This window comes from Allorhizobium sp. NPDC080224 (assembly GCF_050281005.1).
In the GTDB taxonomy this organism is placed as follows: Bacteria; Pseudomonadota; Alphaproteobacteria; order Rhizobiales; family Rhizobiaceae; genus Allorhizobium.
This window is the reverse complement of sequence record NZ_JBNNWJ010000001.1, coordinates 2,936,860-2,962,229: the sequence shown is the minus strand read 5'-3', so window position 1 is coordinate 2,962,229 and position 25,370 is coordinate 2,936,860. Positions and strand designations below refer to the sequence as shown.

Sequence of the window (25,370 nt, the reverse complement as noted above, 5' to 3'; positions counted from 1 at the left end):
GTTCCCGACTGTTTTGCCGGTCTCAGTGGCTCTACTCCCGCGTGATTTGGCATATCGTAAAATTCGGCAGGCATTATCCGGCCGGATTTGCCGAAAAAACATGCATGCCGGCCTGAGAGATTTTTTGCAAAGAAGTGCCTGAACGGAATTCATAGCTGCCTGCAGGAAAACTCTTTTGACCGTTGCCTGGTGCCGCAGTATCGAAGCTTTCCGCCGGCTGCTGCGATCCGGTCCAAGAAAGATACGTTTCCATGACCCTTGCCCGGCTTGCGCCCGTCCTCTTCGTTCTCCTGTGGTCGACCGGCTGGATCTCCGCCAAATACGCGACATTCTTTGCCGATCCGCTGACCTTCCTCGTGGTGCGCTACGGCACGGCCGTCGTTCTCTTCTATGTGGTCTGTCGGCTGGGCGGCGTTTCCTGGCCGAAGCAGCGATCCGGGTGGCTGCATGCTATCGTATCCGGCATGTTCCTGCACGGGCTCTATCTCGGCATGGTTTGGTGGGCGATCGGGCAGGGCGTGCCGGCCGCCTTGTCCGGAATCATTGCAGGGCTGCAGCCGTTGATGACCGGGATTGCCGCGGCTTATCTGATCGGGGAAAGTCTCAATATCGGCCAGCGGGTCGGTCTGGTCATCGGCTTCCTGGGTGTGGCAATTGCCGTCTTGCCGAAGGTGTTGATCATCGATGCCTCGAGCATTCCGGCCTATGCGGTTGCGGTGAACGTGCTGGCCATGGCCTGCGTGACCGCCGGCACGCTTTACCAGAAGCGTTTCGTCAAAGAGGGTGACCTCCGGTCGGTCGCGACGCTGCAATATGTCGGTGCGCTGATCGTCACCATTCCGGCGGCCCTCGCAATGGAAAACCTGCGTGTCGACTGGAGCCTCGGTTTCTTCGCCACGCTCGCCTGGTCGGTGGTCGGCATCTCGATGGGGGCCGTCGCGCTGCTGCTCTACCTCATCCGTCGCGGGGACGTGTCGAAGGCAGCGTCGCTCATCTATCTCGTGCCGCCGCTTGCCGCACTTGAGGCGGCGATCGCCTTCGGTGAAGAGCTTACCGTGCCGATGATGATCGGCACCTCAGTGGTTATGGTCGGCGTCTATCTGATCAACCGCAAGAGCCCGGTCGAGCCGGTCATCCTCAAAGACTGATGCTATGAAAAATGGCGCGGTGTGAACCGCGCCATTTCAAATTCAAACAGGTTCAAACCGTGGCTCAGGCTTCGCGACGGCGTCCGCCGGCTGTGCCGGAGCGGGCCGGACGGCCTTGGCCGCTGCCATTGCCCGGACGACCCTGGCCGCCATTGGCGTTGCGGTTCTGTCCGCCGCCATTGCCGCCCTTGCGGTGACCGGACTTTGCCGGACGACCGTCGGCCTTGGCGCCGCCTTCAGACTTGCCACGACCGGGGCCACCCTGGTGGTTGCGGTTGTTGCCGCCGCCACCGCCGCCAGCGCGACGCTGCGGACGGGCCGGGCGTGCGAGGTTTGCCGGCGGCTCGCCAGAGGCGACCGGAATGTCGATGCCCATCAGCTTTTCGACGTCGCGCAGCAGGCGACCTTCGTCGGGACCGCAGAATGCAATCGCGATGCCGTCACGGCCAGCACGGGCCGTACGGCCGATGCGGTGAACATAGGCATCCGGCACTTCCGGCAGATCGTAGTTGAAGACGTGGGAGACGGCCGGAATGTCGATGCCACGGGCGGCAACGTCGGTGGCGATCAGTGTCTTGATCTCGCCGTCGCGGAAACCCTTCAGTGCCCGCTCGCGCTGGCCCTGGCTCTTGTTGCCATGGATCGAGGCGACCGAGTAGCCGGTGGCGTCGAGATGCTTCATCAGCTTTTCCGCGCCATGCTTGGTGCGCAGGAAGACGATGGAGCGGCCATCCGGATTGTCGTTGAGGATCTTCTTGAGCATCTCCGTCTTGGCGTTCTGGCCGGCGACGAAATGCACGTGCTGTTCGACCTTGTCGGCAGCCTTGCCCGGAGGCGAGACGGCGATCTTCAGCGGATCGGTCAGGAAGCTTGCAGCGAGATCGGCGATCGACGGCGGCATGGTGGCCGAGAAGAGCAGGGTCTGGCGCTTCGGCGGGACCATCTTCGAGATCTTGCGCAGGTCATGGATGAAGCCGAGGTCGAGCATCTGGTCGGCTTCGTCGAGAACGAGGTAACGCACGGCGCGCAGCGAGATCGCGTTGCGGGCGATCAGGTCGAGCAGGCGGCCAGGCGTGGCCACGAGGATGTCGGTGCCCTTTTCGAGCTGCAGCTGCTGCTTGCCGATGGAGGCGCCACCGACGACCTGGTTGATCTTCAGCGGCAGGCGGCGCAGGTAGCTGCGCAGGTTGTCGCCGATCTGGTTCACCAGTTCGCGGGTCGGAGCGAGAATGAGGGCACGGGTGGTGCGGTTGTCGGGACGCTTCTCATCCTTGAGGAGCATCTCGATCATCGGCAGGCCGAAAGCGGCTGTCTTGCCGGTGCCGGTCTGTGCGAGACCGATCAGGTCACGACCGCCGAGAACGACGGGGATACCCTTCTCCTGGATCGGAGTGGGGGTCGTGAAGCCAAGCGTCGTCAGCGTCGCGACGATATTCTTGGAGAGGCCAAGATCATCGAAAGTTGTCAAAGTCATACCTTTCGGGGCGCCAAATGCACAAACCCCGGAACGCGTTCTTCGCGAGCCGGTTGGCATTGGCGTCAAGAACCCCGCGTGATTTGGGAACTTGTAAGTTGGAAAAAAGCTTTCCAAGCGCATCGGCGGAATGTCCGCCCTGATGTCATGCGCCTTATCCTTCGTCGCGTCTCAGTTGTCGCTGGGCACGCTCACGCGGCGGCCGGAAGGTAAAAGCTGACCTGCAAATGATCCCTTTTGCCTGAGAAGTCAAGTGCAATGCACAAAACAGTCTCCTCGGCGCCGTCCTTCGCACGCCATCGGTTCGTCCGTTTCCGGGATCCGTTGCCGCAATCGTGAGGTGAACAAATACGGTTGACGGGTGTTTGCAACAGGACGACGCCCGCTTTGGGTCGGCCTTCGGTGACAGGCGCGATCTGTAACCTTCGGCACTGCGTCACCCGATGAATGACAAATGGAGACAGCCATGAAGACCCTTCTCGCCGCATCTGCCCTTATCCTCGCCGCTTCGATCGGATCCGTTCAGGCCGATGACGATCCGTCCTGCCGGGATGTGGCGGCTGATGCGCGGATGTCGCTCGGGGACATGGAGCAGAAGGCTCTGGCTGCGAATGTCAGGGCCGAGGAGATCACCGTCGATGACGGCTGCTATGAGGTGAAGGGGATGCGCGACGGTCAGCGTGTCGAAGCGACCTTCCATCCCGTCTCGGGCGAATTGCTGAAGATCGAAAACGACTGAGGCGCAGGACCGCTATCTCAATCTATTCGAGGCCCGCTTCCGGCGGGCCTCTCTCGTTCTATCGTGTCTCAATGGTTGCGCCGCTTCCTGTCATCGGTGTTTGCGGGGCGGTCAGCTCAAAATCTGCCCCGGCCTGAACGACGCCGTTCAGCATGACTTCCAGCCTGTGAACGCCAGGATGATAGACCCGCGTCGTGATCGGCCGTAAGGTGTGGCGCTTGGCGAACGCCAGGCTTTCTCCGGGCCGTATCGTCAGACTCTTGCCCTTGAAGACCTTGGGCGAGAGCGAGCCGTCCTTCTTCTGATGGTGGATGGCGTAATCGACCAGAACGGTGCGTACCTCAATTCCATTGTTGCGAAGCCGGACCTCGAAGCCGAGCTCTCCGGGGAAGCTCACGCGGTCGTTTGCAAGAGCCAGTGTCACGGTGACATCGGAGAGTGGCTCGAAGCCGAAATTGGCGAGCGCCTTGGCATGGCCCTTCTTGATGAGCGTGCGCGAGGCGTGTTTGAGCAGCCAAAGCCGATCCTTGGAAGCGCCGGCCCTATGCCGTTCAACGAAGTCTGCTACCAGATCCGGGTGATCCTTGGCGATGTCGTTCAGGCTGTTGGCAACCGAGCGGCGGACATAATCCTCGGGGTCGTCAATCAGGGCTTCGAGGATTGGCAGGATCGGGGATGGTTCCCGGACCAGCCGCGGTAGTCGCATGGCCCAGGGGAGGCGGGGGCGGGTGCCTTCGCTGGCAAGTCGCCGGACATGGTGGTTCGGGTCGTTTGCCCAGCCGGCGATAATCGCCAGGGCCCTGTCTTGCTCTTCGGCAATGAAGGGGCGGATGCCGAATTCTCCGGTGAAATGCGGCGTCAGTGCCTTCAGAAGGCCGAGGGAGGTTACGAGATCGCGGCGGCCATGGGCGGCAATATACTGATTGAAGGAGAGGAGGGCCCAGCCGCTGAGGCCGCCCTGTTCCGGTCCTGGGAGGCAAGAATGCAGGACGGAGGCTGCTTGCTCGAAATCGTCCGGCAGATGGCGGTGCAGCGCATCCGCAATGCATTGACCACGTTGCATCAGTTCCAGGTCGTCGATGACCGGCAGGATGTCAGCGAGGAAGGCGGCGCGATCGAAAGTCTCACTCGCCCGCGCCACGGCCTCTGCCGTGTCGCGAGCGGTGTTTGGGCCGATCAGGTGTTTCAGCGGCTCAGCCATTGTCTCGGATAGTGTCCTGCGTCTCGAAGTGCTGCATTAGCGTAACACCCGTGATCGCTGCCATGTAAGGTGCGAAGGCCGGATCTGCCTGAACCTTTGCGGCTGCTGCGTCGGCGCTTTGCTTGTCGGCCCATTCGACGAGGTCGGCGATCATGTCGCGTTGATCCATGGAGTTGAGCGGCCGCCAGCTGACGAAGCCTGGATAGGTCTTGACCGCAGCCATGGCGGCACGACGAGCCTCTTCCGCGGCCGGTTTGTCGGTTACGGTGCAGACCGCGATTTCTATGATGGTGTTGGTGGTCATGTGGCTCTCCCGTTGACGATGATGGCTTGACCTAGCACAGAGCAACTGACAACCTTCTGGCCATTACCTTCGAAGGAGGCCTGCATGCGCCCCGCCGACCGCCTGTTCCGGATCATCCAGCTGATGCGCGCGACAGGTCGCGCGATGACCGCAGCCGAGATCGCCGAGAAGATGGAGGTGGCACCACGCACCATCTATCGCGACATGGATCACCTGATCGCCTCCGGCGCGCCGATCGAGGGTGAACGCGGGGTGGGCTACATGCTGCGCGAGGCTTTCGACGCACCGCCGCTCACTTTCACATTCGAGCAACTTGAGGCGCTCGCCTTCGGGCTTCGCGCTGTCGAAATGCTCGGCGATCCCAGGCTCGGCCAGGCGGCGCGGGAGGCGAAGGATAAGATGCTCGGCATGCTGCCGAAGGATCATGCCGAACGCCTGATCTCCGCCCCGATCCATGCCTTCCGATCCACGGTCCAGCCGGAAGTGCCTGCCTGCCTCGGCGATGTCCGATCGGCGCTGTCGGCCAAGCGCAAGGTGTGGGTGGCCTATCACTCGCTGCCCGGCGAGCGCAGCCAGCGCGTCGTCTGGCCGCTGGGGCTCGCCGCCTTTGGCGCGATCTGGGTGATGACCGCCTGGTGCGAGATGCGCGCCGGCTTCCGCGATTTCCGCCTCGACCGGGTCGAGGACTGGAAGGTCATGCCGGACCGTTTCGAACCTGAGCCGCATCAGACCTATCAGGCTTACTTGAAGCAGCTGTCCTGACTGATCAGAAATCCGTCGCAACCCCGCCTTCGGCCTTGCGTTTCGCCACAAAGGCGTCGAGCTCTTCCTCGATGGCCGGATCGATCGGCGGACGCTCGTAAGAGGCCAGCTTCTCCTTGAAGATGCGGTTGGCGTGGTCGTAGGTGGTCGGGCGGCCGGCCTCAGTCCAGGTCTCGAAGTTGCGCCAGTCGGAGAGGATCGGTGAATAGAAGGCGCTCTCATAGCGGGCGAGCGTGTGGGCCGTGCCGAAGAAATGGCCGCCGGGGCCGACTTCGCGGACGGCGTCGAGCGCCAGCGCATCCTGGCTGACGTCGAGGGGGGTGAGGAATTCGGCAACCATCTGCAGCATGTCGACGTCCAGGATGAATTTTTCGAAGGATGCCGTCAGGCCACCCTCGGACCAGCCGGCCGAATGCATGATGAAATTGCCGCCGCCTTGTGTCAGTGCCCAGAGCGAAAAGGCGGATTCGTAGGCTGCCTGGGCATCGAGCGTGTTGGCGGCATTGGTGTTGGAGGTGCGGTAGGGAATGCGGTAGCGGCGGGCGAGCTGGCCACCGACAATGACCGCCTTCATGTATTCCGGCGTGCCGAAGGCGGGTGCGCCGGTCTTCATGTCGACATTCGAGGTGAAGCCGCCATAGACGACGGGCGCCCCGCGCTTGACCATCTGGGTGAAGGCGATGCCGCAGAGCGCTTCGGCATTCTGCTGGACGACGGCGCCGGCAATCGTCACGGGCGCCATGGCGCCGGCCAGCGTAAACGGCGTCATCACCACGACCTGGCCGCGGGACGACATTTCAATGATGCCCTGGAGCATGGGGCCATCGAGGCGCAGCGGCGAGGACGAGTTGATGATGGTGAAGAGCGAGGGTTCGCTCTCCATCTGCGCCATGGAGACGCCGCGGCCGATGCGGGCGATCTCGATCGCGTCAAGATTGCGCTGCTTGCCGAGCGAATAACAGTGGAAGACCTTGTCGGTCAGCTTCACCATGTCGGAGAGGCAGTCGAGGTGGCGCACGGAGGCGTGGATGTCGATCGGCTCGACCGGATAGCCGCCTGTCGTGTGGATCACGTCATAGCACTGGGCAAGCTTGACCAGCTTGCGGAAGTCTTCCTGGTTGCCGGCACGGCGGCCGCCTTCGCGATCCGCGACGAAGGGGGCGGATGCGATCTGGGCAAAGACGAGGTTGTTGCCTCCCATCTTGACGTTCCGCTCTGGATTGCGGGCGAACATCTGGAATTCGCGGGGGGCCGGCGCGATCATGTCCATGATCAGGTCACGGTCGAAGCGCACGCGCTCCGAGCCTTCGGTCACGTCAGCGCCATGCGCCTTCATGATTGAGCGGGCCTCGGGCAGCATGATGTCCATGCCGATCTCTTCGAGGATGGTGAGCGAGGCCTCATGCATCGCGTCGAGCGCCACCGGATCGAGGAGCTCCGTCTTTGCGAGGCGATTGACGAGATTGCGATACGTGCCGGCCGCACCGGTGCGGATGCGTTCGGCGCCTCGACCGCCAGTTCGTCGGCGGCGTTCACCGCCGACGGATAACGTATCAGTCTCGGACAAGGCGGAGGTCGTAATGTCGCTCATGGTCGATCCATTGTGTCAATCTCGACATCAAGTCTCGCAGGTTCGCGGCTGAAAAGGCATTGCCGTTTGCGACGAAAAACCGGCTCATCTGGAACAGTGGTGCCGATGACGGGATCCGAGACCGATACGCGTTCATTCTGCTTCGCTTTTAAAGCTTGGGATGGTGGTTCGCTTACCCGCTGTTTACCATTCCGCGTCATTGATCGGAGGAGGGAGAAACTGATTTGATCCGGGGAAGCGACTTGCTGGACTTGGTCTGCGACAAGATCGCGGTGCTTGATCTGCCTTCCTACGTGAAGGACAGCGAGCTGCGCTATGTCGCGGTCAATGCGGCCTTTGCCGACCTGCACAACCTGTCGGTCGAAAGCTTCGTCGGTCGCAGCGATCGGGAAATCCTGGGGGGCGATCTGGACGCCCTGCGCGACGATCGCGAGCGGCGGGTTCTCGTGTTCGGGGAAGACGAGGCGCTGCAGCTGCGGGCTGAACCGGGCGGACCGACGCGGGTCCTGCATATCGAACGCTTCTTTGACGACGATGACAGGATCTATCTCTTCGCTTTCATGGAGGAGAAGGGATCCGCTGCGCGGTCCGACCCATCGGCCGCTCCCGCGGCTCTCGGGACGCTTCCCTCCGTCGCGCTCTTTCAGGCGGTTCTCGAACAATATCCCATCGCCACCTATGTCCGCAGCGCTGATCACCGGCTGCTCTTTGCCAACGGCGTCTATTCGCAGATTGTGGGGCGGCCGATCGAGGATCTCCTGGGCCGGACCGAACAAGAGAATTTTCCCGAGCTCGGCCAGGAGTATTTCGAGGGCAACCAGCGTGTCCTCGAATGCGGCGTGACGGAGGAATATCAGGACAATTTCATCCGAGCCGACGGGACACGCATCCCCGTCCTCAGCCGCACCGGCGCCGTCACAGGACCGGATGGCGAACGCTATATCGTCGGCTCGATCACCGACCTCTCGCCACTCAGACACGAGCAGGAGAAGCTGGAGGCCGTCCGGCAGGAATCGGAAGAGCTGCAGTTGCAGGTTCAAAGCCTGATGACGTCCTTGCCGGTCGGCATCATCGTTCTCGGGCCCGATCTGCAGATCTCTTTCGCCAATGCAGCGGCCGTCGAGATGACGGAATTCGATGCCTCGCAGCGTCTGGAAGGCATGTCCTATCGGGACTTCCTGACACGGGCGATGATCCGCACCATGCCCAACCTTTCTTGCGAAGAAATCGACGAGCGCGTCGCCTATCGCATCGAACAGGTCGTCAGCATGGACGAGGGGCCGCTGATCGACGTGAAGACGCCGTCTGGACGGGCTCTGGCCGGCGGAAGCCGCCGGCTTGAGGGCGGGCGCATCCTTTTGACCTATACCGACGTCTCGGACATTTATCAGCGCGAAGAAGAGACGCTGCTCTATCGCGCGGCGCTCGAGCAAATGCCGGTGCCCGTCTTCATCCGCAATCCGGATCGCCGGATGATCTATGTGAACAAGGCCTATGAGGACCTTCACGGCCAGCGTCGGGAAGACATTTACGGGCTCACCGAAGAAGAACTCTGGCCAGAGAACGGCCAGATCATGAAGGAGGAAAACCTCCGGATCTTCGCGACCGGAGAGATGATCGAGAAGAACAGGGAAGTGGTCGTCCGCGACGGTCAGGAAATCTCGGTCATCACGCGCCTGAGCCGGATCACCACGGCGCAGAACAAGCATTACCTCGTCGGCTCGGTCAACGACATCTCGATGCTCAAGAAGGGGCAGGAGGCGCTGGTTGCGGCACAGGCGCGCGCCGAGGCGCTCTATGCCGATATCGTCTCGATGCTGCAGGTCATGCCTGTCGGCGTGGTGATCATGAATTCCGACTACATGGTCGAATTCGCCAACGAGAAGTGCCGGGACATCTGGCGCTGGCCGGCTGATATGCAGCTGAGTGGGTTGAGCTTCCGGTCCTATTGCGAACAGAACCACAAGCTTGGCTATGCCTGGCCGGGGATCGACTTCGAGGAAGGCTACCGCGCCCGTATCGCGCAGTTCGATGCGCTGGAAGGCTCGCATGTCACCGAACTCGCCTATGACGATGGCAAGTTCGTTCTGGCAACGATCACGCGGTTGCACGACCGCAAGATCCTGCTCACCTATTCCGATCTCACCGAGATGCGGGCCCGCGAACGCGAGATCGACGAGGCGCAGCAAAAGCTGGAGCGGCTCGGGCGCTTCGTCCAGGAATCCATGCGGATGATGACGCAGGGCCTGATGATGATCGAGCAGGGGCGAATTGCGGAGGTCAATCCGTCCTTCAGCCGCATCCTGGATCTGCCCGAAAACCTGATAGCATCGGGCGAAAGCTGGCGGCCGATCTTCGAATATTGTGCGGCGCGCGGCGATTTCGGCGCGGAAGCGCACGAGATTCTGCAGCAGTGGCAATCGGCATTGCAGAACGCGAATGCGGTCTCGACCAACTTCCTCGTCGACGGCAAGACCTGGGTCAAGCTGGAGGCGACCTTCGGTGGCGACCGCAGTTGTGTGGTCGTGCTGACCGATTTTACCGAGCTCAAGGAGCGCGAAGCCGAACTCGAGGTGCTGCTTGCGCGGAGCGAAGCCGCCGACAAGGCAAAGTCTGACTTCCTCGCCAATATGAGCCACGAGATCCGCACACCGATGAACGGCGTTCTCGGCATGGCGGAACTGCTCTCCAAGTCCGAGCTCGATAGCCGCCAGAAGACCTTCGTCGACATCATGGTGAAGTCCGGCAACGCGCTGCTCACCATCATCAACGACATTCTCGACTTCTCGAAGATCGATGCCGGACAGCTCAAGCTGCGCAAGTCTCCTTTCGATCCGGTCGAGGCCATCGAGGATGTGGCGACACTGTTGTCTGCCGCCGCCGCCGAGAAGGACATCGAACTCGTGGTCTCCGGCGACCAGAAGGTGCGCCACACCTTCATGGGGGATCCGGGGCGCTTCCGGCAGATCGTCACCAATCTCCTGGGCAATGCGATCAAGTTCACCGAAAAGGGTCACGTGCATGTCGAGGTGTCCACCGACGCCGTGGCAGAGGGGCAGGCGATCCTGAAGCTCCGCATCGAGGACACCGGCATCGGCATCCCAGATGAGATGCAGGCGAAGATCTTCGAGAAATTCTCCCAGGTCGATACATCCTCGACCCGGCGTCACGAAGGCACGGGTCTCGGTCTTGCGATCACCGCCGGGCTCGTTCGCCTTTTTGGCGGCAAGCTGCAGGTCGAATCCGAAGTCGGGCGCGGCTCGGCCTTCACCGTCGAATTGCCACTCGCCATCGTTGCCGAGCGCCGCGGCCAGAAGGAGCTGCCGGCCACGGTCAAGGATGCGAGGGTGCTGGTCATCGACGACAACGCCGTCAACCGCCGCATTATCACCGAGCAGCTGGATATGTGGGGTTTCGACGGGCTCGCGGTTCCGGACGGGCTGACCGGCCTTGATATTCTCGCTGCCGCCCATACGGAAGGGCTGGCGATCGACGTCGTCGTCATCGACTACCAGATGCCCGACATGAACGGCATCGACGTGGCGAAAGCAATCCGCAGCGACCGTCGCTTCGACGATATTGCACTCGTCTTCCTGACCTCGATGGACATGGTCGGCGATGACAGGCTGTTCGAAAGCCTGAAGATCCAGGCACATCTGATGAAGCCGGCGCGGGCCAACGTTCTTCGCGGCGCGATCATCGACGTGGTGCGAACGGCGCGGGTTCACGGCGTGAACTCGCCACGCCTTCGTCCCCTTTCGTCGCCGCCTGCACCACTGGCTCCGCGCGCGCCATCGGCTGTTGAGGCCAAGCCAATGGCTTCAGTGCTTCCCCACGATGGGGCCCTGAGGGTGCTGATCGCCGAAGACAATCCCGTCAACCAGATCGTCTTCCGCCAGATCCTGACCGGAAGCGGCATTGCCTATCGCATCGTTGGTAATGGCGAAGAAGCCGTTCAGGCCTGGCGCAGCGAGCCGCCGGATCTGATCCTGATGGATGTCTCGATGCCGGTCATGAACGGGCATCAGGCGACTGGCGTGATCCGCGCAGAAGAGGCTGCCCTCAGCGGCGGAAGGACCCCGATCATTGGCGTCACCGCCCATGCGCTCGACAGCGATCGTGAGGCCTGCCTTGCCGCCGGGATGGACGACTATCTCTCCAAGCCGATCTCGCCGGAACTCCTGATGCGCAAGATCGAGCAATGGAGCGGCAGGCCCGTCACCGGGCTCGCCGCCGAAGGCTGATTAGGCCGAGCGCCTGACGCCGCACAGCATTTCCCGCTTGCCGGCGAAACCCGGTCGACGTTTGACGTCAAAACCCGCTGCGATCAAGTTGCGCCGGACAAAGCCGGCTGCGGAATAGGTCGCAAAGCTGCCGCCCACTCGCGTCGTATCGTGGACCCGCTGCATTAATTCCGCCGACCACATGGCGCTGTTGCGCGAGGGGGCGAAGCCATCGAGGAACCAGGCATCGAAAGTCAGTGTGCTTACCGTCAGGTTCTCGAAGGCATCGCCGCAGACGACGGTCAGGCGCGTCTGATCGTCGAGTTCGATCGAGACTATGCCGGTCGGTGCTTCCGGCCAGCGTCCGACAAGGGTCTGGCGTTCGGCATGGATCTCCGGCCAGCGGGAGAGGGCGCGGTCGATCTGTTCGGGCTGCATGGGGAATAGTTCGAAGGAGACGAAGTGGAGTTGAGTGCCGGGACCACGATGCTCCTTCCATTGGCGCCAGGTCTCGCAAGCATTGAGCCCTGTGCCGAAGCCGAGTTCGCCGATAGTGAAATCGTCCGCATCCCGCCAGCGTTCCGGCAGTCCGTTGCCGGCCAGGAAGACATGGCCACATTCCAGCCGACCGTCTGTCTGGCAATAAAAATGATCGCCAAAGGCGGTGGAAAAGGGCATATCGCCGTCGTGCCAGGCCAGCGGTGCCTGGGCGTCGCCGGTGCCTGGCGGATAATTTGAATGGGTCATGGTGATGTCCGATAAAACGGCTGCGATGTCAGGTCAATTGCGCGCCGATCTCGTGATCGTCGGTGGCGGCATCATGGGCCTCTGGGCGGCTCTAAAGGCCGAGCGCCGTGGCATCGATACGATCCTGATCGACGGCGACGGTGTTGCGAGCGGGGCGAGTGGCGGCCTGCTTGGCGCCCTGATGGCGCATATGCCCGATCGGTGGAACGAGAAGAAGCAGTTGCAATTCGAGGGGCTGCTGTCGCTCGAGGCAGAGATCGCTCTGCTCGAGGACGAAACTGGGCATTCCGCCGGCTATCACCGCTGCGGTCGTCTTATCCCCTTGCCGAAGCCGCATCTGAGGCCGATTGCCGAACGGCATTCGGGCGAGGCGGCAACGAACTGGAACCAAGAGGGCAGGGCCTTCGACTGGACCGTCCTCGATGAGAGCGCCTTTGCCGACTGGCCGTCGCGGAGTTTTTCAAAGGCCGGTGTGGTGTTTGATCGCCTCGCGGGCCGTGTTTCGCCGCGTGCTCTCACCACGGCGATCCGGGCGCGTCTCGAGCGATCGGGGCGTGTGCGGTTTCTTGTCGGGAGCGCCGTGCAATCGATCAATGCCGGGGCCAGGCAAGTGAAGCTCGCCGACGGGACGATCATTGGTTACGGGGATCTGCTGGTCGCAGCCGGTGTCGGCTCTTTCCCGCTGCTCGAAGCCATCGGACCGGCGCCTCGCAAGCCGCTCGGACGGGGCGTTAAGGGGCAGGCGGCGCTGCTTAAACTGGACCTGCCGGCCGATCTGCCGCTCCTCTACCTCGACGGTCTCTATGTGGTGCCGCATGAAGGCGGACTGGTCGCCATCGGCAGCACCAGCGAAAACACGTTCGAGGATCCATTCTCGACGGATGCGCAGCTGGATGTCCTGATCGCCGGGGCGAGGGAGCTTGCACCGGCGCTGCAGGGAGCGGAGGTGGTCGAACGCTGGGCAGGTCTCAGACCCAAGGCGGTCGATCGCGATCCGATGGTCGGGCCGCATCCCGATCATCCGCATGTGCATGCGCTGACCGGCGGCTTCAAGGTGAGTTTCGGTATTGCGCACCTGCTGGCGGCGGCGGCTCTCGATTCGATTGGCGGTCAGGCCTTGTCCCTGCCTCACGGCTTTGCCCTTGCCCATCACGTTTCGGTGGCTGCGCGCCGCACAGACGATAAGGAATTTACCGAAATACCCTGAAATCAAAGGGATTGTTTCGGGCTTTGGCCGCGCAATTGCCTCGCCCGCTTCGTGATACTGTCATGCAAATCACCTATCCACGAGGTTGTAACGGCAACTGCTAAAGTGCCGTCGCGAGCCAGTGCGAGGTGCTCGACATGCGCTATGCCATCTGCTTTACGCCGCCCGCCCGCGATCCGCTTGGCGATGCCGCTGCACGCTGGCTAGGCCGCAACGTGTTCTCCGGCGAAGCGGAGGAGCATCCGGGGCTGAAGGGCCTTGGCGTGCACGAGATTGCCTTTCACACGGCCCTCCCGCGTCGCTTCGGCTTTCATGCGACCTTCAAGGCGCCGTTCCGCTTGAGCGAAGGCGCGAACGAGGCCTCTCTCCTGCGCGACCTGATGCATTTCGCCGGCCGGATGGAGCCCGTGGTTCTGCAGGGTCTGTCGGTCGGACGCATCGGTGACGTCTATGGCTTGATCCTTCAGCGCCCTTGTCCGGAAGTCGATCATCTGGCGGCATCCATCGTCCAAGCTTTCGACGGCTTTCGTGCGCCGCTTTCCGAGGCGGAGATCGACCGGCGCAACCCCGAACGGCTCTCGGCGCCGCAATTCACCAATCTCAGCCGCTGGGGGCATCCTTACGTGATGGACGAGTTCCGGTTCCACATGACGTTGACCGGACCTTTGCTCGCCCGCGATTTTCCGCGAATCGAGCAGGCTCTCAAAGCGCATTTCGATCCTGCCCTCGCCGAGCCTGTTGCCATCGCCAATCTCGCCCTATTCGTCGAAACCGAGCGTGGCGCACCGTTTACCGTGCATTCGCTGCATCCGCTGGGCCGGGTTTCCAGCCGCAAGATCGCCTGAGGCCTGTGCGCTGCAGCAAAATGCGCGTTTTCCATCTCGACAGGTGCCGTCCTCGCCAATAGCCTCGCGTCAAAACACGAGAGGTGAACCGATGACGACTGCTCCTTATCCCCGCGACCTGATCGGCTATGGCCGCGACATTCCCGATCCGAAGTGGCCGGGGGAGGCGCGGATCGCGGTGCAGTTCGTGGTGAACTACGAGGAGGGCGGCGAGAGCTGCATTCTTGATGGCGATCCGGCCTCGGAATGCCTGCTGTCCGAGATCGTCGGCGCCCAGCCCTGGGCCGGCCAGCGCAATCTCAACATGGAATCGATCTACGAATATGGCTCGCGCGCCGGCTTCTGGCGGCTTTGGCGGATGTTCACCGGGCGGAAAGTGCCCGTCACCGTCTATGGCGTGACGCTCGCCATGGCGCGCAACCCGGAAGCGGTCGCGGCGATGAAGGAAGCCGACTGGGAAATCGCCAGCCACGGCTATCGCTGGCTCGAATACAAGGATTTCCCAGAGGACGTCGAGCGCGAGCATATCCGCGAAGCGGTGCGGCTGCACAAGGAACTGACCGGCTCTCATCCGCTCGGCATGTATCAGGGCAAGCCTTCCGACAATACGCTGCGCCTTGTAATGGAGGAGGGCGGTTTCATGTACTCCTCCGACAATTATTCCGATGACCTGCCGTTCTGGGTGCCGGATCTGGAGGGCAAGCCCTTCCTGATCATTCCCTATACGCTCGAAACCAACGACATGCGTTTCGCGACCCCGCAGGGCTTCAACACCGGAGACCAGTTCTTCACCTATCTCAAGGACGCCTTCGACGTGCTCTACGAGGAGGGGAAAAACGGCAGCCCGAAGATGATGTCCGTCGGCCTCCACTGCCGCCTCGTCGGACGCCCCGGACGGGCTGCGGCACTGGCGCGGTTCATTGATTATGTCACCAGCCACGAGAAGGTCTGGGTGCCCCGGCGCATCGAGATCGCGGAACACTGGCACAAGCATCACAAGCCGGCGTGGTGAGGGTGCTAGTCGGCAACTTCCGCCAGCAACCAGTCCCGCAAAATCGTGGCTGGCTCGGACAATTCCGCGCCTGAGAGCAGCCAATAGGCCTTGTCCTCGTCGGCTGCTTCATCGAACAGCACCGTCAGCGTGCCGACTGCCAGATGGTCTGATATCAGGGCCGTCGGGCATAGGCCGATGCCGAGGCCCGAGAGGACCGAACTGACCAGCAGGTTGAAATCGGCATAGAGTGAGCCCGAGGGTGTCGGGCCGCGAGCGCCAAGTGCGGTCAGCCATGACTGCCAAGCGGCCTCGGTCGCGTCATGTAAGAGGTCATGGTCGAAGAGGTCGGCTGGTGTGGTGATCGGTCCGTGTCGCTCCAGATAGGCGGGCGCACAGGTGGGCCGGGTGGCGGCGTCCAGGATGCGCTCGGCGCGACCCGGTGGGCGGGTGCCGTGGCAGATCAGCAGGTCCGCGCCGGCTTCCTCCGGGGTCTGCGCTCCCAAGGGGTAGACGATCGAGACCTGGATCTGAGGATGTGCTGCGCGGAAGCGGGGCAGGCGGGGGGCGAGCCAATGGGTGACCACCGAGGGCATGCAGGCGAGGCTGGCACGGTCCAAGGATTTGTGAGTGGTCAGTCGTTCTGCGGCACGGGCAATGTGGCCAAGGCCTTCCGAGCAGGCGGCGCCGAATTCGCGTCCATCGGTGGTGAGGCGCACGCCACGGGGGCGTCGCTCGAAAAGGGCGAGCCCCAGCCAATCTTCCAGCGCCTTCACATGCTGGCTGACGGCCGCTGCCGTCATGCCGAGTTCGGTCGCGGCCTGCAGGAAGCTTTCTCGGCGGGCGGCGGCCTCGAAGGCACGGAGCGTCGGGAGCGGTGGCAGTTTCATGATTTCATGACTAAGCCAGGCTTGGCCATGGGGCAAGAAGAGAGGCAGTTGTCTTGATGGGGTAGGTGGGGCACCTTGCGGATCACATTATGCCCAATCCGGAGCCGCCCATGCCCCCCTTCAACGCAAACATCCCCATTCCCGCCGATGCGGCGGCCCGCCGCGCCGTGAAGCCTGTCGTCTGCTATCCGGTGGAGTCGCTTGTTGCTCCCGACATGAGCATTCTGGATCGGGCGCGGGCGACGATGGAAAAGGTCGGCGAGGTGATCGTGCCACCGCGTGAGGGCAATACGTTCGAAGTGCCGAAGGGGCATTTTTTCCGCATTGTCAGCGTCGAGGGGCCGCAGGTCGGCGATCTCAACCTGTGGAACGCCAATGATCTTTCGGAGCGCTTCTTCTCCGGCAAGACGCGGGCGCTGCATGCAACCCATGTCACCACCGGCAACCGTCTCTGGAGCAATCTGCCGTCGCTTCGGCCCATGGCGACGATCAGCCATGATACGCTTGGCTGGTACGGCTTCGACGAATTCGGTGGCGGCGTGCATGACGTGATCGGCACGCGCTGCGATCCCTATACCAACCGCCTGCTATCAGGTGGCGACTACCATCACTGCTGCCATTCCAACCTCTGCCGCGCGCTGGCGCATCACACCGGTTCCGACATCAGGGCAGTCGAGCCGCATGTGCATGACGTGCTGAACGTCTTCATGTGCACCGGTTTTACCCGCGATACTCAGCAGTATTTCATGAAGGCGAGCCCCGTCCGTCCGGGTGATTTTCTCGAAATGTTTGCGGAGATCGATCTCTTGGGCGCGCTTTCGGCCTGCCCGGGTGGTGATTGCAGCACGAGCCATTCGAGCGACGTCGCCAAGTGCTATCCGCTGAAGGTGGAGATTTTCAGGCCCGATATGGCGCTTGTAGCCGACTGGCCGTTTCCGGAGCGCAATGGCTATCAGTTGCAGGATTGAACGCCGTCGACCCCTTGGCCGTCATGCTCGGGCCTGTCCCGAGCATCTACCAACGTCTGATTTTCCTCGAGGGCAGTAGATCCTCGGCACAAGGCCGAGGATGACGGCGCCTTTGCGGGCGGCACTGAAACGACAAAGGGGCCGGCAGCGCTGCCGGGTCCTTCTCATTCTATCCGCGTAGATCAGCCCTTGTCGAGCGTCGCCATGTCGATGACGAAGCGGTAACGGACGTCGCTCTTGATGACGCGCTCATAGGCTTCGTTCACCTGGGCGATGTCGATGATTTCGATCTCCGGCGTGATGTTGTGCTTGCCGCAGAAATCCAGCATTTCCTGGGTTTCCTTGATCGAACCGATCATCGAGCCGGCGAGCGAGCGACGGCCGGCGATTAGGGCGAAGGCATGCACCGGAACCGGATTTTCCGGCACGCCGAGCAGGACCATGGTGCCATCGACCTTCAGCAAGTTGAGATAGGCGTTCCAGTCGATCTCGGCGCTGACGGTGCAGAGGATCAGGTCGAAGGAGCCGGCGAGCGTCTTGAAGGTCTCCGGATCCGAGGTGGCGTAATATTCCTTGGCGCCGAAGGCGAGGCCGTCTTCCTTCTTCGACAGGCTCTGGCTGAGCACGGTGACGTCGGCGCCCATGGCGGAGCCAATCTTGACGCCCATATGGCCGAGGCCGCCCATGCCGATGACGGCGACCTTCTTGCCGGGGCCTGCCTTCCAGTGGCTGAGCGGCGAATAGAGCGTGATGCCGGCGCAGAGCAGCGGTGCTGCCTTGTCGAGCGGCAGGTTGTCGGGAATGCTCAGCACATAGTCTTCCTGGACGACGATAGAGTCGGCATAGCCCCCTTGCGTCGGGGTTACGCCGTCGACTTCCGTAGAATTATAGGTGCCGACGAGGCCAGGCATATATTGTTCGCGGTAGAGATCGCGTTCGCAATGCAGGCAGGAATTGACGAAGCAGCCGATGCCGACGCGGTCGCCGATCTTGTATTTCGAAACGCTCGAGCCGACTGCTGTCACGATGCCGGCGATCTCGTGGCCGGGGACCATGGGGAAGGTCGAGTTGCCCCATTCGTTGCGCGCCTGGTGAATGTCGGAGTGGCAGATGCCGGAGAACTTGATCTCGATCACCACGTCGTCCGCGTTCGGTTCGCGACGTTCGAAGGTGAAAGGAACCAATGGCTTGGAGGCATCCGTTGCGGCATAGCCTTTGGCAATCGGCATGGGGTATCCTTTCAAATGGAACGGGAGGAGCGAGCTGCAGATAGGTCGCAAGCGCTGCTGCACAAGCGAACCGACCTGCTGTTTGCGTTGAAAGTGTCTGTCGCCTTCGGAAACTCGACAAGGACAGGGGGCTCGGCTAATCCTTGTCGTCAACTGCTTCGCGGGATGCGCAAGCGGACCCTCCCTGCCGCCGCTATCTCAGCTGCGGCCTCACATGATACTGGATTGGTTGCATGGACAGAGCGGACTTCGTTCAGCGTTTCGGCGGAGTGTTCGAACATTCGCCCTTCATTGCGGAGCGGGCCTTCGATGCCGGCATGATCGAGGAGCCGCTGGCAGCGCTTGACGTGCATGATGCGATGGCGATGATCTTTCGCACCTCGAGTGCCGAGGAACGTCTCGGCGTGCTTCGCGCCCACCCCGATCTTGCCGGCAAGCTCGCCATATCAGGCCAACTGACGGAAGACAGCAAACGTGAACAGGCCGGTGCGGGGCTCGACCGCTTGAGTGCCGATGAGCATGCGCGCTTTACTGAGCTGAATACGGCCTATGTCGAGAAATTCGGCTTTCCCTTCATCATCGCGGTCAAAGGGCTGACGAAGGACGATATTCTCGCCGCATTCGAGACGCGCATCGCCAACGCTAAAGACCAGGAATTCGACACCGCCTGCCAGCAGGTGGAAAAAATCGCCAGGCTTCGCCTCGAAAGCCTGCTTCCGGAGACACACTGACATGCTTGAGACCTCAACCGTCGTCCTGCCGGATTTCGCTGCCGGTGCCGTCAATCTCGCCTCGGCTCGCCTTGGTGCTGTGGGCATTTACTCGACCGACGAGTTCTTTGCGCCGGTGTCGCGCATGCTGAACGACGATCCGGCAAGCTTCGATCCGGATCTCTACGACGATAACGGCAAATACATGGATGGCTGGGAAAGCCGTCGCAAGCGTGTGCCGGGCCATGACTACGCCGTTATCCGGCTCGCAATGCCGGGCCGCATCTTCGGCTTTGACGTCGATACGCGCTTCTTCACCGGCAATTATCCGCCGCATGGCTCGATCGAGGCGGCTTTCGTGGAAAGCGGCGATCCGACCGATGCGACCGTCTGGACAGAGCTGGTGCCGAAGTCTCCGCTCGGGGCGTCCGCCCAGCATTTCTTTGCCAATGCGGATAGCTCGAAGGTCTGGACGCATCTGCGCCTGCATATCTATCCGGATGGCGGCGTGGCGCGATTGCGCGTCTATGGGGCTGCCCATTTCGACTGGTCGAAGGTCGGCGCGACGGAAGAGATCGATCTCGCCTATATCTTTCATGGCGCCAAGTCGCTCGCCTGGTCGGACGCCCATTACGGCCATCCCGACAAGATCCTGTCGCCCGGCCGCGGCACAAACATGGGTGATGGCTGGGAAACCAAGCGCCGTCGTGGCCCCGGCCATGACTGGGCGATCATCCGCCTTGGCTATGCCGGTCTAATCAACCGGGTGTTGATCGACACGCATTTCTACAAGGGCAACTATCCCGACACCTGCGAGCTGCTGGGTGCCTATCTGCCTGACGCAGGCGACACCTTCTCCGAAGCGGAGATTGCGGCATCCGAACAGTGGCAGCCGATCCTGACGCGCCAGAAGATGCAGATGGATGCGGAGCACTCTTACGAGGGCGACCAGATCCAGAAGGTTGGACCGGTCACGCATGTCAGGATCGGCGTGCACCCAGATGGTGGCGTGATGCGCCTGCGCCTGTTCGGCACGAAGGCATAGGTTGATACAAACGAAAAGAGCGGGCAAAGGCCCGCTCGTCGCATGCTTTTCGCCGTCCGCAATGCGGGCGGCTTTTTTATCGCCTGAATGGCGTCTACTGCTTCGGCGCCCGTTCGGCTTCGCGGATCGCTTCCTCGTGATACCAGCTCGCCGACCCGCTCTCATAGATGACGGGCTTTGGAGCCTGGCGCTCACGCATGGCATTGAGCCGAGCTAGGTCGCGCACCGGGAATTCGTAGATCTTCGCCGATTCCCGAACCATGTTCGTTGTCATGCTACTACCTCTCGTTTCCACCGAGTGTCTACTCGATGATCCCTATCTACCACGTCCCAAACCGTAATGCACATGAAAAGTGCAAAATGCCCATTTATTGGGCAGTATTCGCAAAGAAAAAGTGATGAATTTAAAATCATCACACCGTTCTTGTGGTCGTTTGTGCTTGAAAAACACCCGACACGGCGCGCCGGTTCCTGACTATCAGTGGAATCTGTTAAAGAAACGCCTTCTGTTGCAGAGTTTCCGGGTGCCGCCTGCGACAAAATGGCTTGATCTCGGCCGCCATCGCCAAACTGGCACGCTTCCTGCTTTTTAGTCTCCGACTCCCGGGCACGCCGGAGAATCACCCCTCTGTTGCGCCGATGAGTGGCGCGAGACTGAAGAGAGAGCACCATGACCAAGTTTAAGCTCGAGTATATCTGGCTCGATGGCTACAAGCCGGTAGCGAACCTGCGTGGCAAGACGCAGATCAAGGAATTCGACAGCTTCCCGACCCTGGAACAGCTGCCGCTCTGGGGCTTCGATGGCTCCTCGACGATGCAGGCCGAAGGCCACTCGTCTGATTGCGTGCTGAAGCCGGTCGCCATCTACCCCGACCCGGCTCGCACGAACGGCGCTCTCGTCATGTGCGAAGTCATGATGCCCGATGGCGTCACCCCGCATCCGTCGAACAGCCGCGCCACGATCCTCGACGACGAAGGCGCCTGGTTCGGTTTCGAGCAGGAATATTTCTTCTACGAAAACGGTCGTCCGCTCGGCTTCCCGGAGCAGGGCTACCCGGCTCCGCAGGGTCCGTATTACACCGGCGTCGGCTACAAGAATGTCGGATCGATCGCCCGCGAAATCGTTGAAGAGCATCTCGACCTCTGCCTCGAAGCCGGCATCAACCACGAGGGCATCAATGCCGAAGTGGCCAAGGGCCAGTGGGAATTTCAGGTCTTCGGCAAGGGCTCCAAGAAGGCCGCCGACCAGATCTGGATCGCTCGCTACCTGCTTCTCCGCCTTTGCGAAAAGTACGGCATCGACGTCGAATTCCATTGCAAGCCGCTCGGCGACACCGACTGGAACGGTTCGGGCATGCACTGCAACTTCTCGACCACCTTCATGCGCGAAGTGGGCGGCAAGGAATATTTCGAAGCCCTCATGGCGGCCTTTGCCAAGAACTGGCAGGAGCACATCGACGTTTACGGTCCGGACAACCACATGCGCCTGACCGGCAAGCATGAGACGGCTCCGTGGAACAAGTTCTCTTACGGCGTTGCCGACCGTGGCGCCTCGATCCGCGTTCCGCACTCCTTCGTCAACAACGGCTACAAGGGCTATCTCGAAGATCGCCGCCCGAATTCCCAGGGCTGCCCCTACCAGATCGCTTCCGTCGTCCTGAAGACGATCGCCGAAGTGCCGACGGCCGATTACGCCAAGAACGCTGCCTGATTTCAGGTTAAGTGTTAAGATTGCAGCGCTGGTGGAAACACCGGCGCTGTTATGATTTGGGGGCTCGCTGTGGAGCTTTCTCGAGCTTCGGGTTTGTTCTATGATTGCGGACGAGGAGATGGGCCATGCGACCGTCCGAAGTGCTGGAGAAGAACAGGCAAGCCATCCGCGATGTGACGGCACGTCACAAGGCGACAAACCCCCGCGTCTTCGGTTCTGTCGCCAGAGGCGACGACGGGCCGGACAGCGATCTCGATATCTTGGTGGATGGCCTCCCCGGCATGACGCTCTTCGACCTCGGCGGGCTACAGGCGGAGATGGAGGACCTGCTGCCCTGTCGGGTCGACATCGTCTCCTCGGGCGGCTTGAAAGAGCGGATGCGAGCGCGGATCCTCGCTGAGGCTCGCGCCATATGACGCCCGAAGAGCGGCTGCTCGATAATCTCATAGACATGGAGGAGGCCGCGGCGGAAGCCATAGGGTTCCTCGATGGGGTGAGTTTCGAGGCGTTCGAGAATGATCTGCTGCGCCAGCGCGCTGTGGCCATGACCTTCGTTCTGATTGCTGCCGCCGCCGCCCGTATCCAGGCGAGGTTTCCCGATATTGCCTCTGAGCAACCCGAGATCGCCTGGGCACAAATGCGGGGGCTGCGTAATCTTGTGGTCCATCAATATGACCGGCTGGAATGGCGTCAGGTCTGGGATACGGTGCAGCGCGACCTTCCGAAGCTGGTTCGCCAGATCCACCAGCTCCGCCATCCGCATATCCAGGGAGAATAACCCCTTTGCCCATCGACCTCCCCATCCGTCCCCTGACGGCATCCGACTTCGCGCCCTTCGGTGAGGTGATCGAGGCCGATCCCTCAACCATGCGGCTGATCAATGGCGGCACGACCGAGCGCTTTCATGCGCTGTTTTCGCCGGAGATAACGGGCGAGGGCGCCCGGGTGATCGTCAATATCTTCCGAGGCCAGCCACGCACCTTCCCTCATGAGATCGGCATGATGGAGCGCCATCCGTTCGGCAGCCAGAGCTTTTCGCCGTTGTCCGGTCGGCCGTTCCTTGTCGCGGTGTCGCCTGATGAGGACGGCAAGCCCGGTGCGCCGCAGGTGTTTCTCGCGAGCGCGCATCAGGGCGTGAATTATTGGCGCAATACCTGGCACCATCCCTTGATGGCGATCGGCGAGGTCAGCGATTTCCTGGTTGTCGATCGCGACGGACCCGGCAACAATCTCGAAGAGTATTTCTTCGATACCCCCTTCATGATTCGGGAGCCCCAGATATGACCGGCCTCACCACCCATGTGCTCGACACCGCTCTCGGCAAGCCCGCCCAGGGGCTTCGCATCCAGCTGATGCGGATGAGCGGCGAGGAGGCGGAGCTGATCAAGACCGTCTTCACCAATGACGATGGCCGCGTCGACGGCGGGCCGATGCTCGCAGGCGACGAGTTTCAGATCGGGCAATACGAATTGCTCTTCCATGCCGGCGATTATTTGAAGGCCAAAGGTTTTGCGCTGACCGATCCGCCCTTCCTCGACGTCGTCCCGATCCGCTTCGGCATTTCCGACACCACGGCGCATTACCACGTGCCTTTGCTGCTCTCGCCCTATGGTTACTCCACCTATCGGGGAAGCTGAGCATGCGATTTGCGGCGATCGCCGATATTCATGGCAATCATCTGGCGCTCGAAGCCGTGCTCGCGGATATCCGGGCGCAGGGCGTTGAGACGATCGTCAATCTCGGTGATAGTTTTTCCGGGCCGCTCGAGGCTGGTTTGACCGCTGACTTGCTGATGCCGCTCAATCCACTGACAGTTCGCGGCAATCATGATCGGGCGCTCATCGATCGGCCCTTCGAGGCAATGGGGGACTGGGAAAAGCCGAGCTATCCGCAATTGACGCCCGCTCATCTCGACTGGATCCGCAACCTGCCGGAAACGGCTCGCCTCGGTGACGATGTCTTCCTCTGTCACGCGACGCCACGCGACGATAACACCTATTGGACCGAGACATTGGCGGCCGACGGCATCTTCCATTTGAAGCCGCTCGACGAAATCGAAAGCCTGGCGGACGGTATCGATGCAACGCTTCTGCTCTGCGGACACAGCCACATTTCGCGCGCCGTGCAACTCAGCGATGGCAGGCTGATCGTCAATCCCGGCAGCGTCGGCTGCCCCGGCTTCGATTACGACGTGCCCGTCTATCACAAGGCCCAGGCGGGCACGCCCTTTGCCAGCTATGCGATCCTGGAGAAGACGCTGCGCGGCTGGCAGCCGAGCTTTCGCCTGGTGCGTTATGACAATCTCGCCATGGCAGAGCTTGCGCGCCGCCATGGCATGATGGATTGGGTCAGTGCGCTTTCGAGCGGCTGGATCGCCTGAGGCAAGCTCAGAACGGGCTTTCCGCGATGATCGACCTGTCGACATCGGCAAGCTGTCGCTTGCCGCAGAGCGCCATGGTGACATCCATTTCCTTGGCGATGATCTCCAGCGCCTTGCTCACGCCGTCCTTGCCCATGGCACCGAGGCCATAGAGGAAGGGGCGGCCGATATAGGTGCCCCGGGCGCCGAGCGCCACGGCCTTCAGCACGTCCTGGCCGGAGCGGATACCGCCATCCATATGCACTTCGATCTTGTGGCCGACGGCCTCGACGATCTTCGGCAGCATTGATATCGAGGAATGCGCGCCGTCGAGCTGGCGACCGCCATGGTTGGAAACGACAATCGCGTCAGCGCCGGTCTTTGCCGCCATCTTGGCGTCTTCGACATCAAGGATGCCCTTGATGATCAGCTTGCCGCCCCACTGTTTCTTGATCCATTCGACATCCTTCCAGGACAGCTTGGGATCGAATTGCTCGTTGGTCCAGGCGCCGAGCGAGGCAAGATCGGAGACATTCTTGGCATGACCCTGGATATTGCGGAAGGTGCGGCGCTGGGTCTGCAGCATGTTCCAGCACCAACGCGGGCGCATGGCCATCTGGAAGAGGTGTTTCGGCGTCAATCGCGGCGGGGCGGAGAGGCTGTTCCTGATATCCTTGTGACGCTGGCCGAGCAACTGCAGGTCGGCAGTCAGAACCAGAGCCGAGCATTTGGCCGCCTTGGCGCGCTCGATCAGGTTCATCACGAAGTCCCGGTCGCGCATGACGTAGAGCTGGAACCAGAAGGGGCGGGTGGTGACAGAGGCGACGTCCTCGATCGAGCAGATGCTCATGGTGGACAGCGTGAAGGGCACGCCGAATTCTTCCGCCGCTTTCGCCGCCAGCATCTCGCCATCGGCATGCTGCATGCCGGTCAGACCGGTCGGGGCAAGCGCCACCGGCATCTTCACCTTCTCGCCGACCATGGCCGTTTCGAGCGTCCGGCCGCTCATGTCGACCAGCACGCGCTGGCGCAGCTTGATCCTCGAAAAATCGCTCTCGTTCGCGCGGTAGGTGCCTTCGGTGTAGGAACCACTATCGGCATAGTCGAAGAAGAGTTTCGGCACGCGTTTGCGCGCAAGGGTTTTCAAATCTGCGATTTCGAGGATCGGGGCCATGCGACAGGTTCTCCGGAAATGTCTGGTAACCGCCATATCATGACCGCAAGGC

At 61.7% G+C, this 25,370-nt stretch carries 26 protein-coding genes; 16 read left to right on the top strand and 10 right to left on the bottom strand.

Features of this window, described 5'->3' with window-relative positions; all coding sequences use genetic code 11:
- Positions 1–73 precede the first annotated feature (73 nt).
- On the bottom strand, positions 74–253 hold the full coding sequence (locus ACQKP1_RS14600; protein WP_427275809.1) for a hypothetical protein: 180 nt from the start codon (positions 251–253) through the stop codon (positions 74–76).
- Between ACQKP1_RS14600 and ACQKP1_RS14595 the strand changes: the two genes are divergently transcribed.
- A complete protein-coding gene (locus ACQKP1_RS14595) occupies positions 252–1,148 on the top strand; it encodes a DMT family transporter (protein WP_427275808.1) in 897 nt (298 codons plus the stop codon). The two genes, ACQKP1_RS14600 and ACQKP1_RS14595, sit on opposite strands and share 2 nt — an antisense overlap.
- A gap of 64 nt (positions 1,149–1,212) precedes the next feature.
- Here ACQKP1_RS14595 and ACQKP1_RS14590 read toward each other — a convergent pair whose 3' ends face one another.
- Positions 1,213–2,622: a DEAD/DEAH box helicase gene (locus tag ACQKP1_RS14590; protein ID WP_427275807.1), complete on the bottom strand. Its 1,410-nt coding sequence runs from the start codon at positions 2,620–2,622 to the stop codon at positions 1,213–1,215.
- Between the two features lie 466 nt (positions 2,623–3,088).
- Between ACQKP1_RS14590 and ACQKP1_RS14585 the strand changes: the two genes are divergently transcribed.
- Entirely contained in the window at positions 3,089–3,361 is a 273-nt protein-coding gene (locus ACQKP1_RS14585) for a PepSY domain-containing protein (RefSeq protein WP_040299764.1), read from the top strand.
- Between the two features lie 58 nt (positions 3,362–3,419).
- Here ACQKP1_RS14585 and ACQKP1_RS14580 read toward each other — a convergent pair whose 3' ends face one another.
- Together ACQKP1_RS14580 and ACQKP1_RS14575 are read right to left on the bottom strand one after the other, a co-directional pair.
- Complete coding sequence (locus ACQKP1_RS14580; protein ID WP_427275806.1) at positions 3,420–4,562, bottom strand: DNA alkylation repair protein; 1,143 nt, start codon at positions 4,560–4,562, stop codon at positions 3,420–3,422.
- Positions 4,555–4,866: a hypothetical protein gene (locus ACQKP1_RS14575; protein ID WP_427275805.1), complete on the bottom strand. Its 312-nt coding sequence runs from the start codon at positions 4,864–4,866 to the stop codon at positions 4,555–4,557. The genes ACQKP1_RS14580 and ACQKP1_RS14575 overlap by 8 nt, the downstream gene beginning before the upstream one ends.
- Positions 4,867–4,950: 84 nt before the next feature.
- On the opposite strand from ACQKP1_RS14575, the gene ACQKP1_RS14570 reads away from it, so the two are divergent.
- Complete coding sequence (locus ACQKP1_RS14570; protein WP_427275804.1) at positions 4,951–5,628, top strand: helix-turn-helix transcriptional regulator; 678 nt, start codon at positions 4,951–4,953, stop codon at positions 5,626–5,628.
- Positions 5,629–5,632: 4 nt separating this feature from the next.
- On the opposite strand, the gene ACQKP1_RS14565 is transcribed toward ACQKP1_RS14570, so the two are convergent.
- Positions 5,633–7,219 (bottom strand): trimethylamine methyltransferase family protein, encoded by a 1,587-nt coding sequence (locus ACQKP1_RS14565; protein ID WP_427275803.1) that lies wholly within the window; start codon positions 7,217–7,219, stop codon positions 5,633–5,635.
- A 242-nt stretch (positions 7,220–7,461) separates the two neighbouring features.
- Here ACQKP1_RS14565 and ACQKP1_RS14560 point away from each other — a divergent pair, with 242 nt between their 5' ends.
- A complete protein-coding gene (locus ACQKP1_RS14560) occupies positions 7,462–11,463 on the top strand; it encodes a response regulator (protein WP_427275802.1) in 4,002 nt (1,333 codons plus the stop codon).
- On the opposite strand, the gene mnmD is transcribed toward ACQKP1_RS14560, so the two are convergent.
- Positions 11,464–12,189: a tRNA (5-methylaminomethyl-2-thiouridine)(34)-methyltransferase MnmD gene (gene mnmD, locus ACQKP1_RS14555; protein ID WP_427275801.1), complete on the bottom strand. Its 726-nt coding sequence runs from the start codon at positions 12,187–12,189 to the stop codon at positions 11,464–11,466.
- Between mnmD and ACQKP1_RS14550 the strand changes: the two genes are divergently transcribed.
- From ACQKP1_RS14550 to puuE, 3 genes are all read left to right on the top strand, one after another.
- A complete protein-coding gene (locus tag ACQKP1_RS14550) occupies positions 12,188–13,396 on the top strand; it encodes an NAD(P)/FAD-dependent oxidoreductase (RefSeq protein ID WP_427275800.1) in 1,209 nt (402 codons plus the stop codon). The two genes, mnmD and ACQKP1_RS14550, sit on opposite strands and share 2 nt — an antisense overlap.
- A 137-nt stretch (positions 13,397–13,533) precedes the next feature.
- Positions 13,534–14,241 carry a DUF1045 domain-containing protein gene (locus tag ACQKP1_RS14545; protein WP_427275799.1) on the top strand — a complete coding sequence of 236 codons (708 nt, stop codon included), beginning with the start codon at positions 13,534–13,536 and terminating at the stop codon, positions 14,239–14,241.
- A gap of 91 nt (positions 14,242–14,332) precedes the next feature.
- Positions 14,333–15,253: an allantoinase PuuE gene (gene puuE, locus ACQKP1_RS14540; protein ID WP_427275798.1), complete on the top strand. Its 921-nt coding sequence runs from the start codon at positions 14,333–14,335 to the stop codon at positions 15,251–15,253.
- A 5-nt stretch (positions 15,254–15,258) separates the two neighbouring features.
- Here puuE and ACQKP1_RS14535 read toward each other — a convergent pair whose 3' ends face one another.
- Positions 15,259–16,122 (bottom strand): LysR substrate-binding domain-containing protein, encoded by an 864-nt coding sequence (locus ACQKP1_RS14535; protein ID WP_427275797.1) that lies wholly within the window; start codon positions 16,120–16,122, stop codon positions 15,259–15,261.
- Between the two features lie 110 nt (positions 16,123–16,232).
- Here ACQKP1_RS14535 and ACQKP1_RS14530 point away from each other — a divergent pair, with 110 nt between their 5' ends.
- Positions 16,233–17,090 (top strand): urea carboxylase-associated family protein, encoded by an 858-nt coding sequence (locus tag ACQKP1_RS14530; RefSeq protein ID WP_427275796.1) that lies wholly within the window; start codon positions 16,233–16,235, stop codon positions 17,088–17,090.
- Between the two features lie 182 nt (positions 17,091–17,272).
- Here ACQKP1_RS14530 and ACQKP1_RS14525 read toward each other — a convergent pair whose 3' ends face one another.
- The gene (locus tag ACQKP1_RS14525) at positions 17,273–18,319 is read right to left on the bottom strand and encodes an NAD(P)-dependent alcohol dehydrogenase (protein ID WP_427275795.1); all 1,047 of its coding nucleotides are present in this window, start codon (positions 18,317–18,319) and stop codon (positions 17,273–17,275) included.
- 233 nt (positions 18,320–18,552) lie between these two features.
- On the opposite strand from ACQKP1_RS14525, the gene uraD reads away from it, so the two are divergent.
- Together uraD and alc are read left to right on the top strand one after the other, a co-directional pair.
- A complete protein-coding gene (gene uraD, locus ACQKP1_RS14520; RefSeq protein ID WP_427275794.1) occupies positions 18,553–19,050 on the top strand; it encodes a 2-oxo-4-hydroxy-4-carboxy-5-ureidoimidazoline decarboxylase in 498 nt (165 codons plus the stop codon).
- Position 19,051: 1 nt separating this feature from the next.
- Positions 19,052–20,074 carry an allantoicase gene (gene alc / locus ACQKP1_RS14515; protein ID WP_427275793.1) on the top strand — a complete coding sequence of 341 codons (1,023 nt, stop codon included), beginning with the start codon at positions 19,052–19,054 and terminating at the stop codon, positions 20,072–20,074.
- 94 nt (positions 20,075–20,168) lie between these two features.
- Here the strand turns inward: alc and ACQKP1_RS14510 are convergent, their stop codons facing one another.
- A complete protein-coding gene (locus ACQKP1_RS14510; protein WP_006725752.1) occupies positions 20,169–20,348 on the bottom strand; it encodes a DUF2735 domain-containing protein in 180 nt (59 codons plus the stop codon).
- 396 nt (positions 20,349–20,744) lie between these two features.
- Between ACQKP1_RS14510 and ACQKP1_RS14505 the strand changes: the two genes are divergently transcribed.
- From ACQKP1_RS14505 to ACQKP1_RS14480, 6 genes are all read left to right on the top strand, one after another.
- Positions 20,745–21,785, top strand: a complete 1,041-nt coding sequence (locus ACQKP1_RS14505; RefSeq protein ID WP_427275792.1) for a glutamine synthetase beta-grasp domain-containing protein — start codon at positions 20,745–20,747, stop codon at positions 21,783–21,785.
- A gap of 125 nt (positions 21,786–21,910) precedes the next feature.
- Entirely contained in the window at positions 21,911–22,201 is a 291-nt protein-coding gene (locus ACQKP1_RS14500; RefSeq protein ID WP_427275791.1) for a nucleotidyltransferase family protein, read from the top strand.
- A complete protein-coding gene (locus tag ACQKP1_RS14495; protein ID WP_427275790.1) occupies positions 22,198–22,563 on the top strand; it encodes a HepT-like ribonuclease domain-containing protein in 366 nt (121 codons plus the stop codon). Before ACQKP1_RS14500 ends, ACQKP1_RS14495 begins: the two co-directional genes overlap by 4 nt.
- A 5-nt stretch (positions 22,564–22,568) precedes the next feature.
- Positions 22,569–23,069 (top strand): ureidoglycolate lyase, encoded by a 501-nt coding sequence (locus tag ACQKP1_RS14490; protein WP_427275789.1) that lies wholly within the window; start codon positions 22,569–22,571, stop codon positions 23,067–23,069.
- Positions 23,066–23,422, top strand: coding sequence for a hydroxyisourate hydrolase (uraH, locus tag ACQKP1_RS14485; RefSeq protein ID WP_427275788.1), 357 nt, complete (start codon positions 23,066–23,068; stop codon positions 23,420–23,422). The genes ACQKP1_RS14490 and uraH overlap by 4 nt, the downstream gene beginning before the upstream one ends.
- A 2-nt stretch (positions 23,423–23,424) precedes the next feature.
- On the top strand, positions 23,425–24,165 hold the full coding sequence (locus tag ACQKP1_RS14480) for a metallophosphoesterase family protein (protein WP_427275787.1): 741 nt from the start codon (positions 23,425–23,427) through the stop codon (positions 24,163–24,165).
- 7 nt (positions 24,166–24,172) lie between these two features.
- Here the strand turns inward: ACQKP1_RS14480 and ACQKP1_RS14475 are convergent, their stop codons facing one another.
- Positions 24,173–25,318: an alpha-hydroxy acid oxidase gene (locus tag ACQKP1_RS14475; RefSeq protein ID WP_427275786.1), complete on the bottom strand. Its 1,146-nt coding sequence runs from the start codon at positions 25,316–25,318 to the stop codon at positions 24,173–24,175.
- Positions 25,319–25,370: the final 52 nt, after the last annotated feature.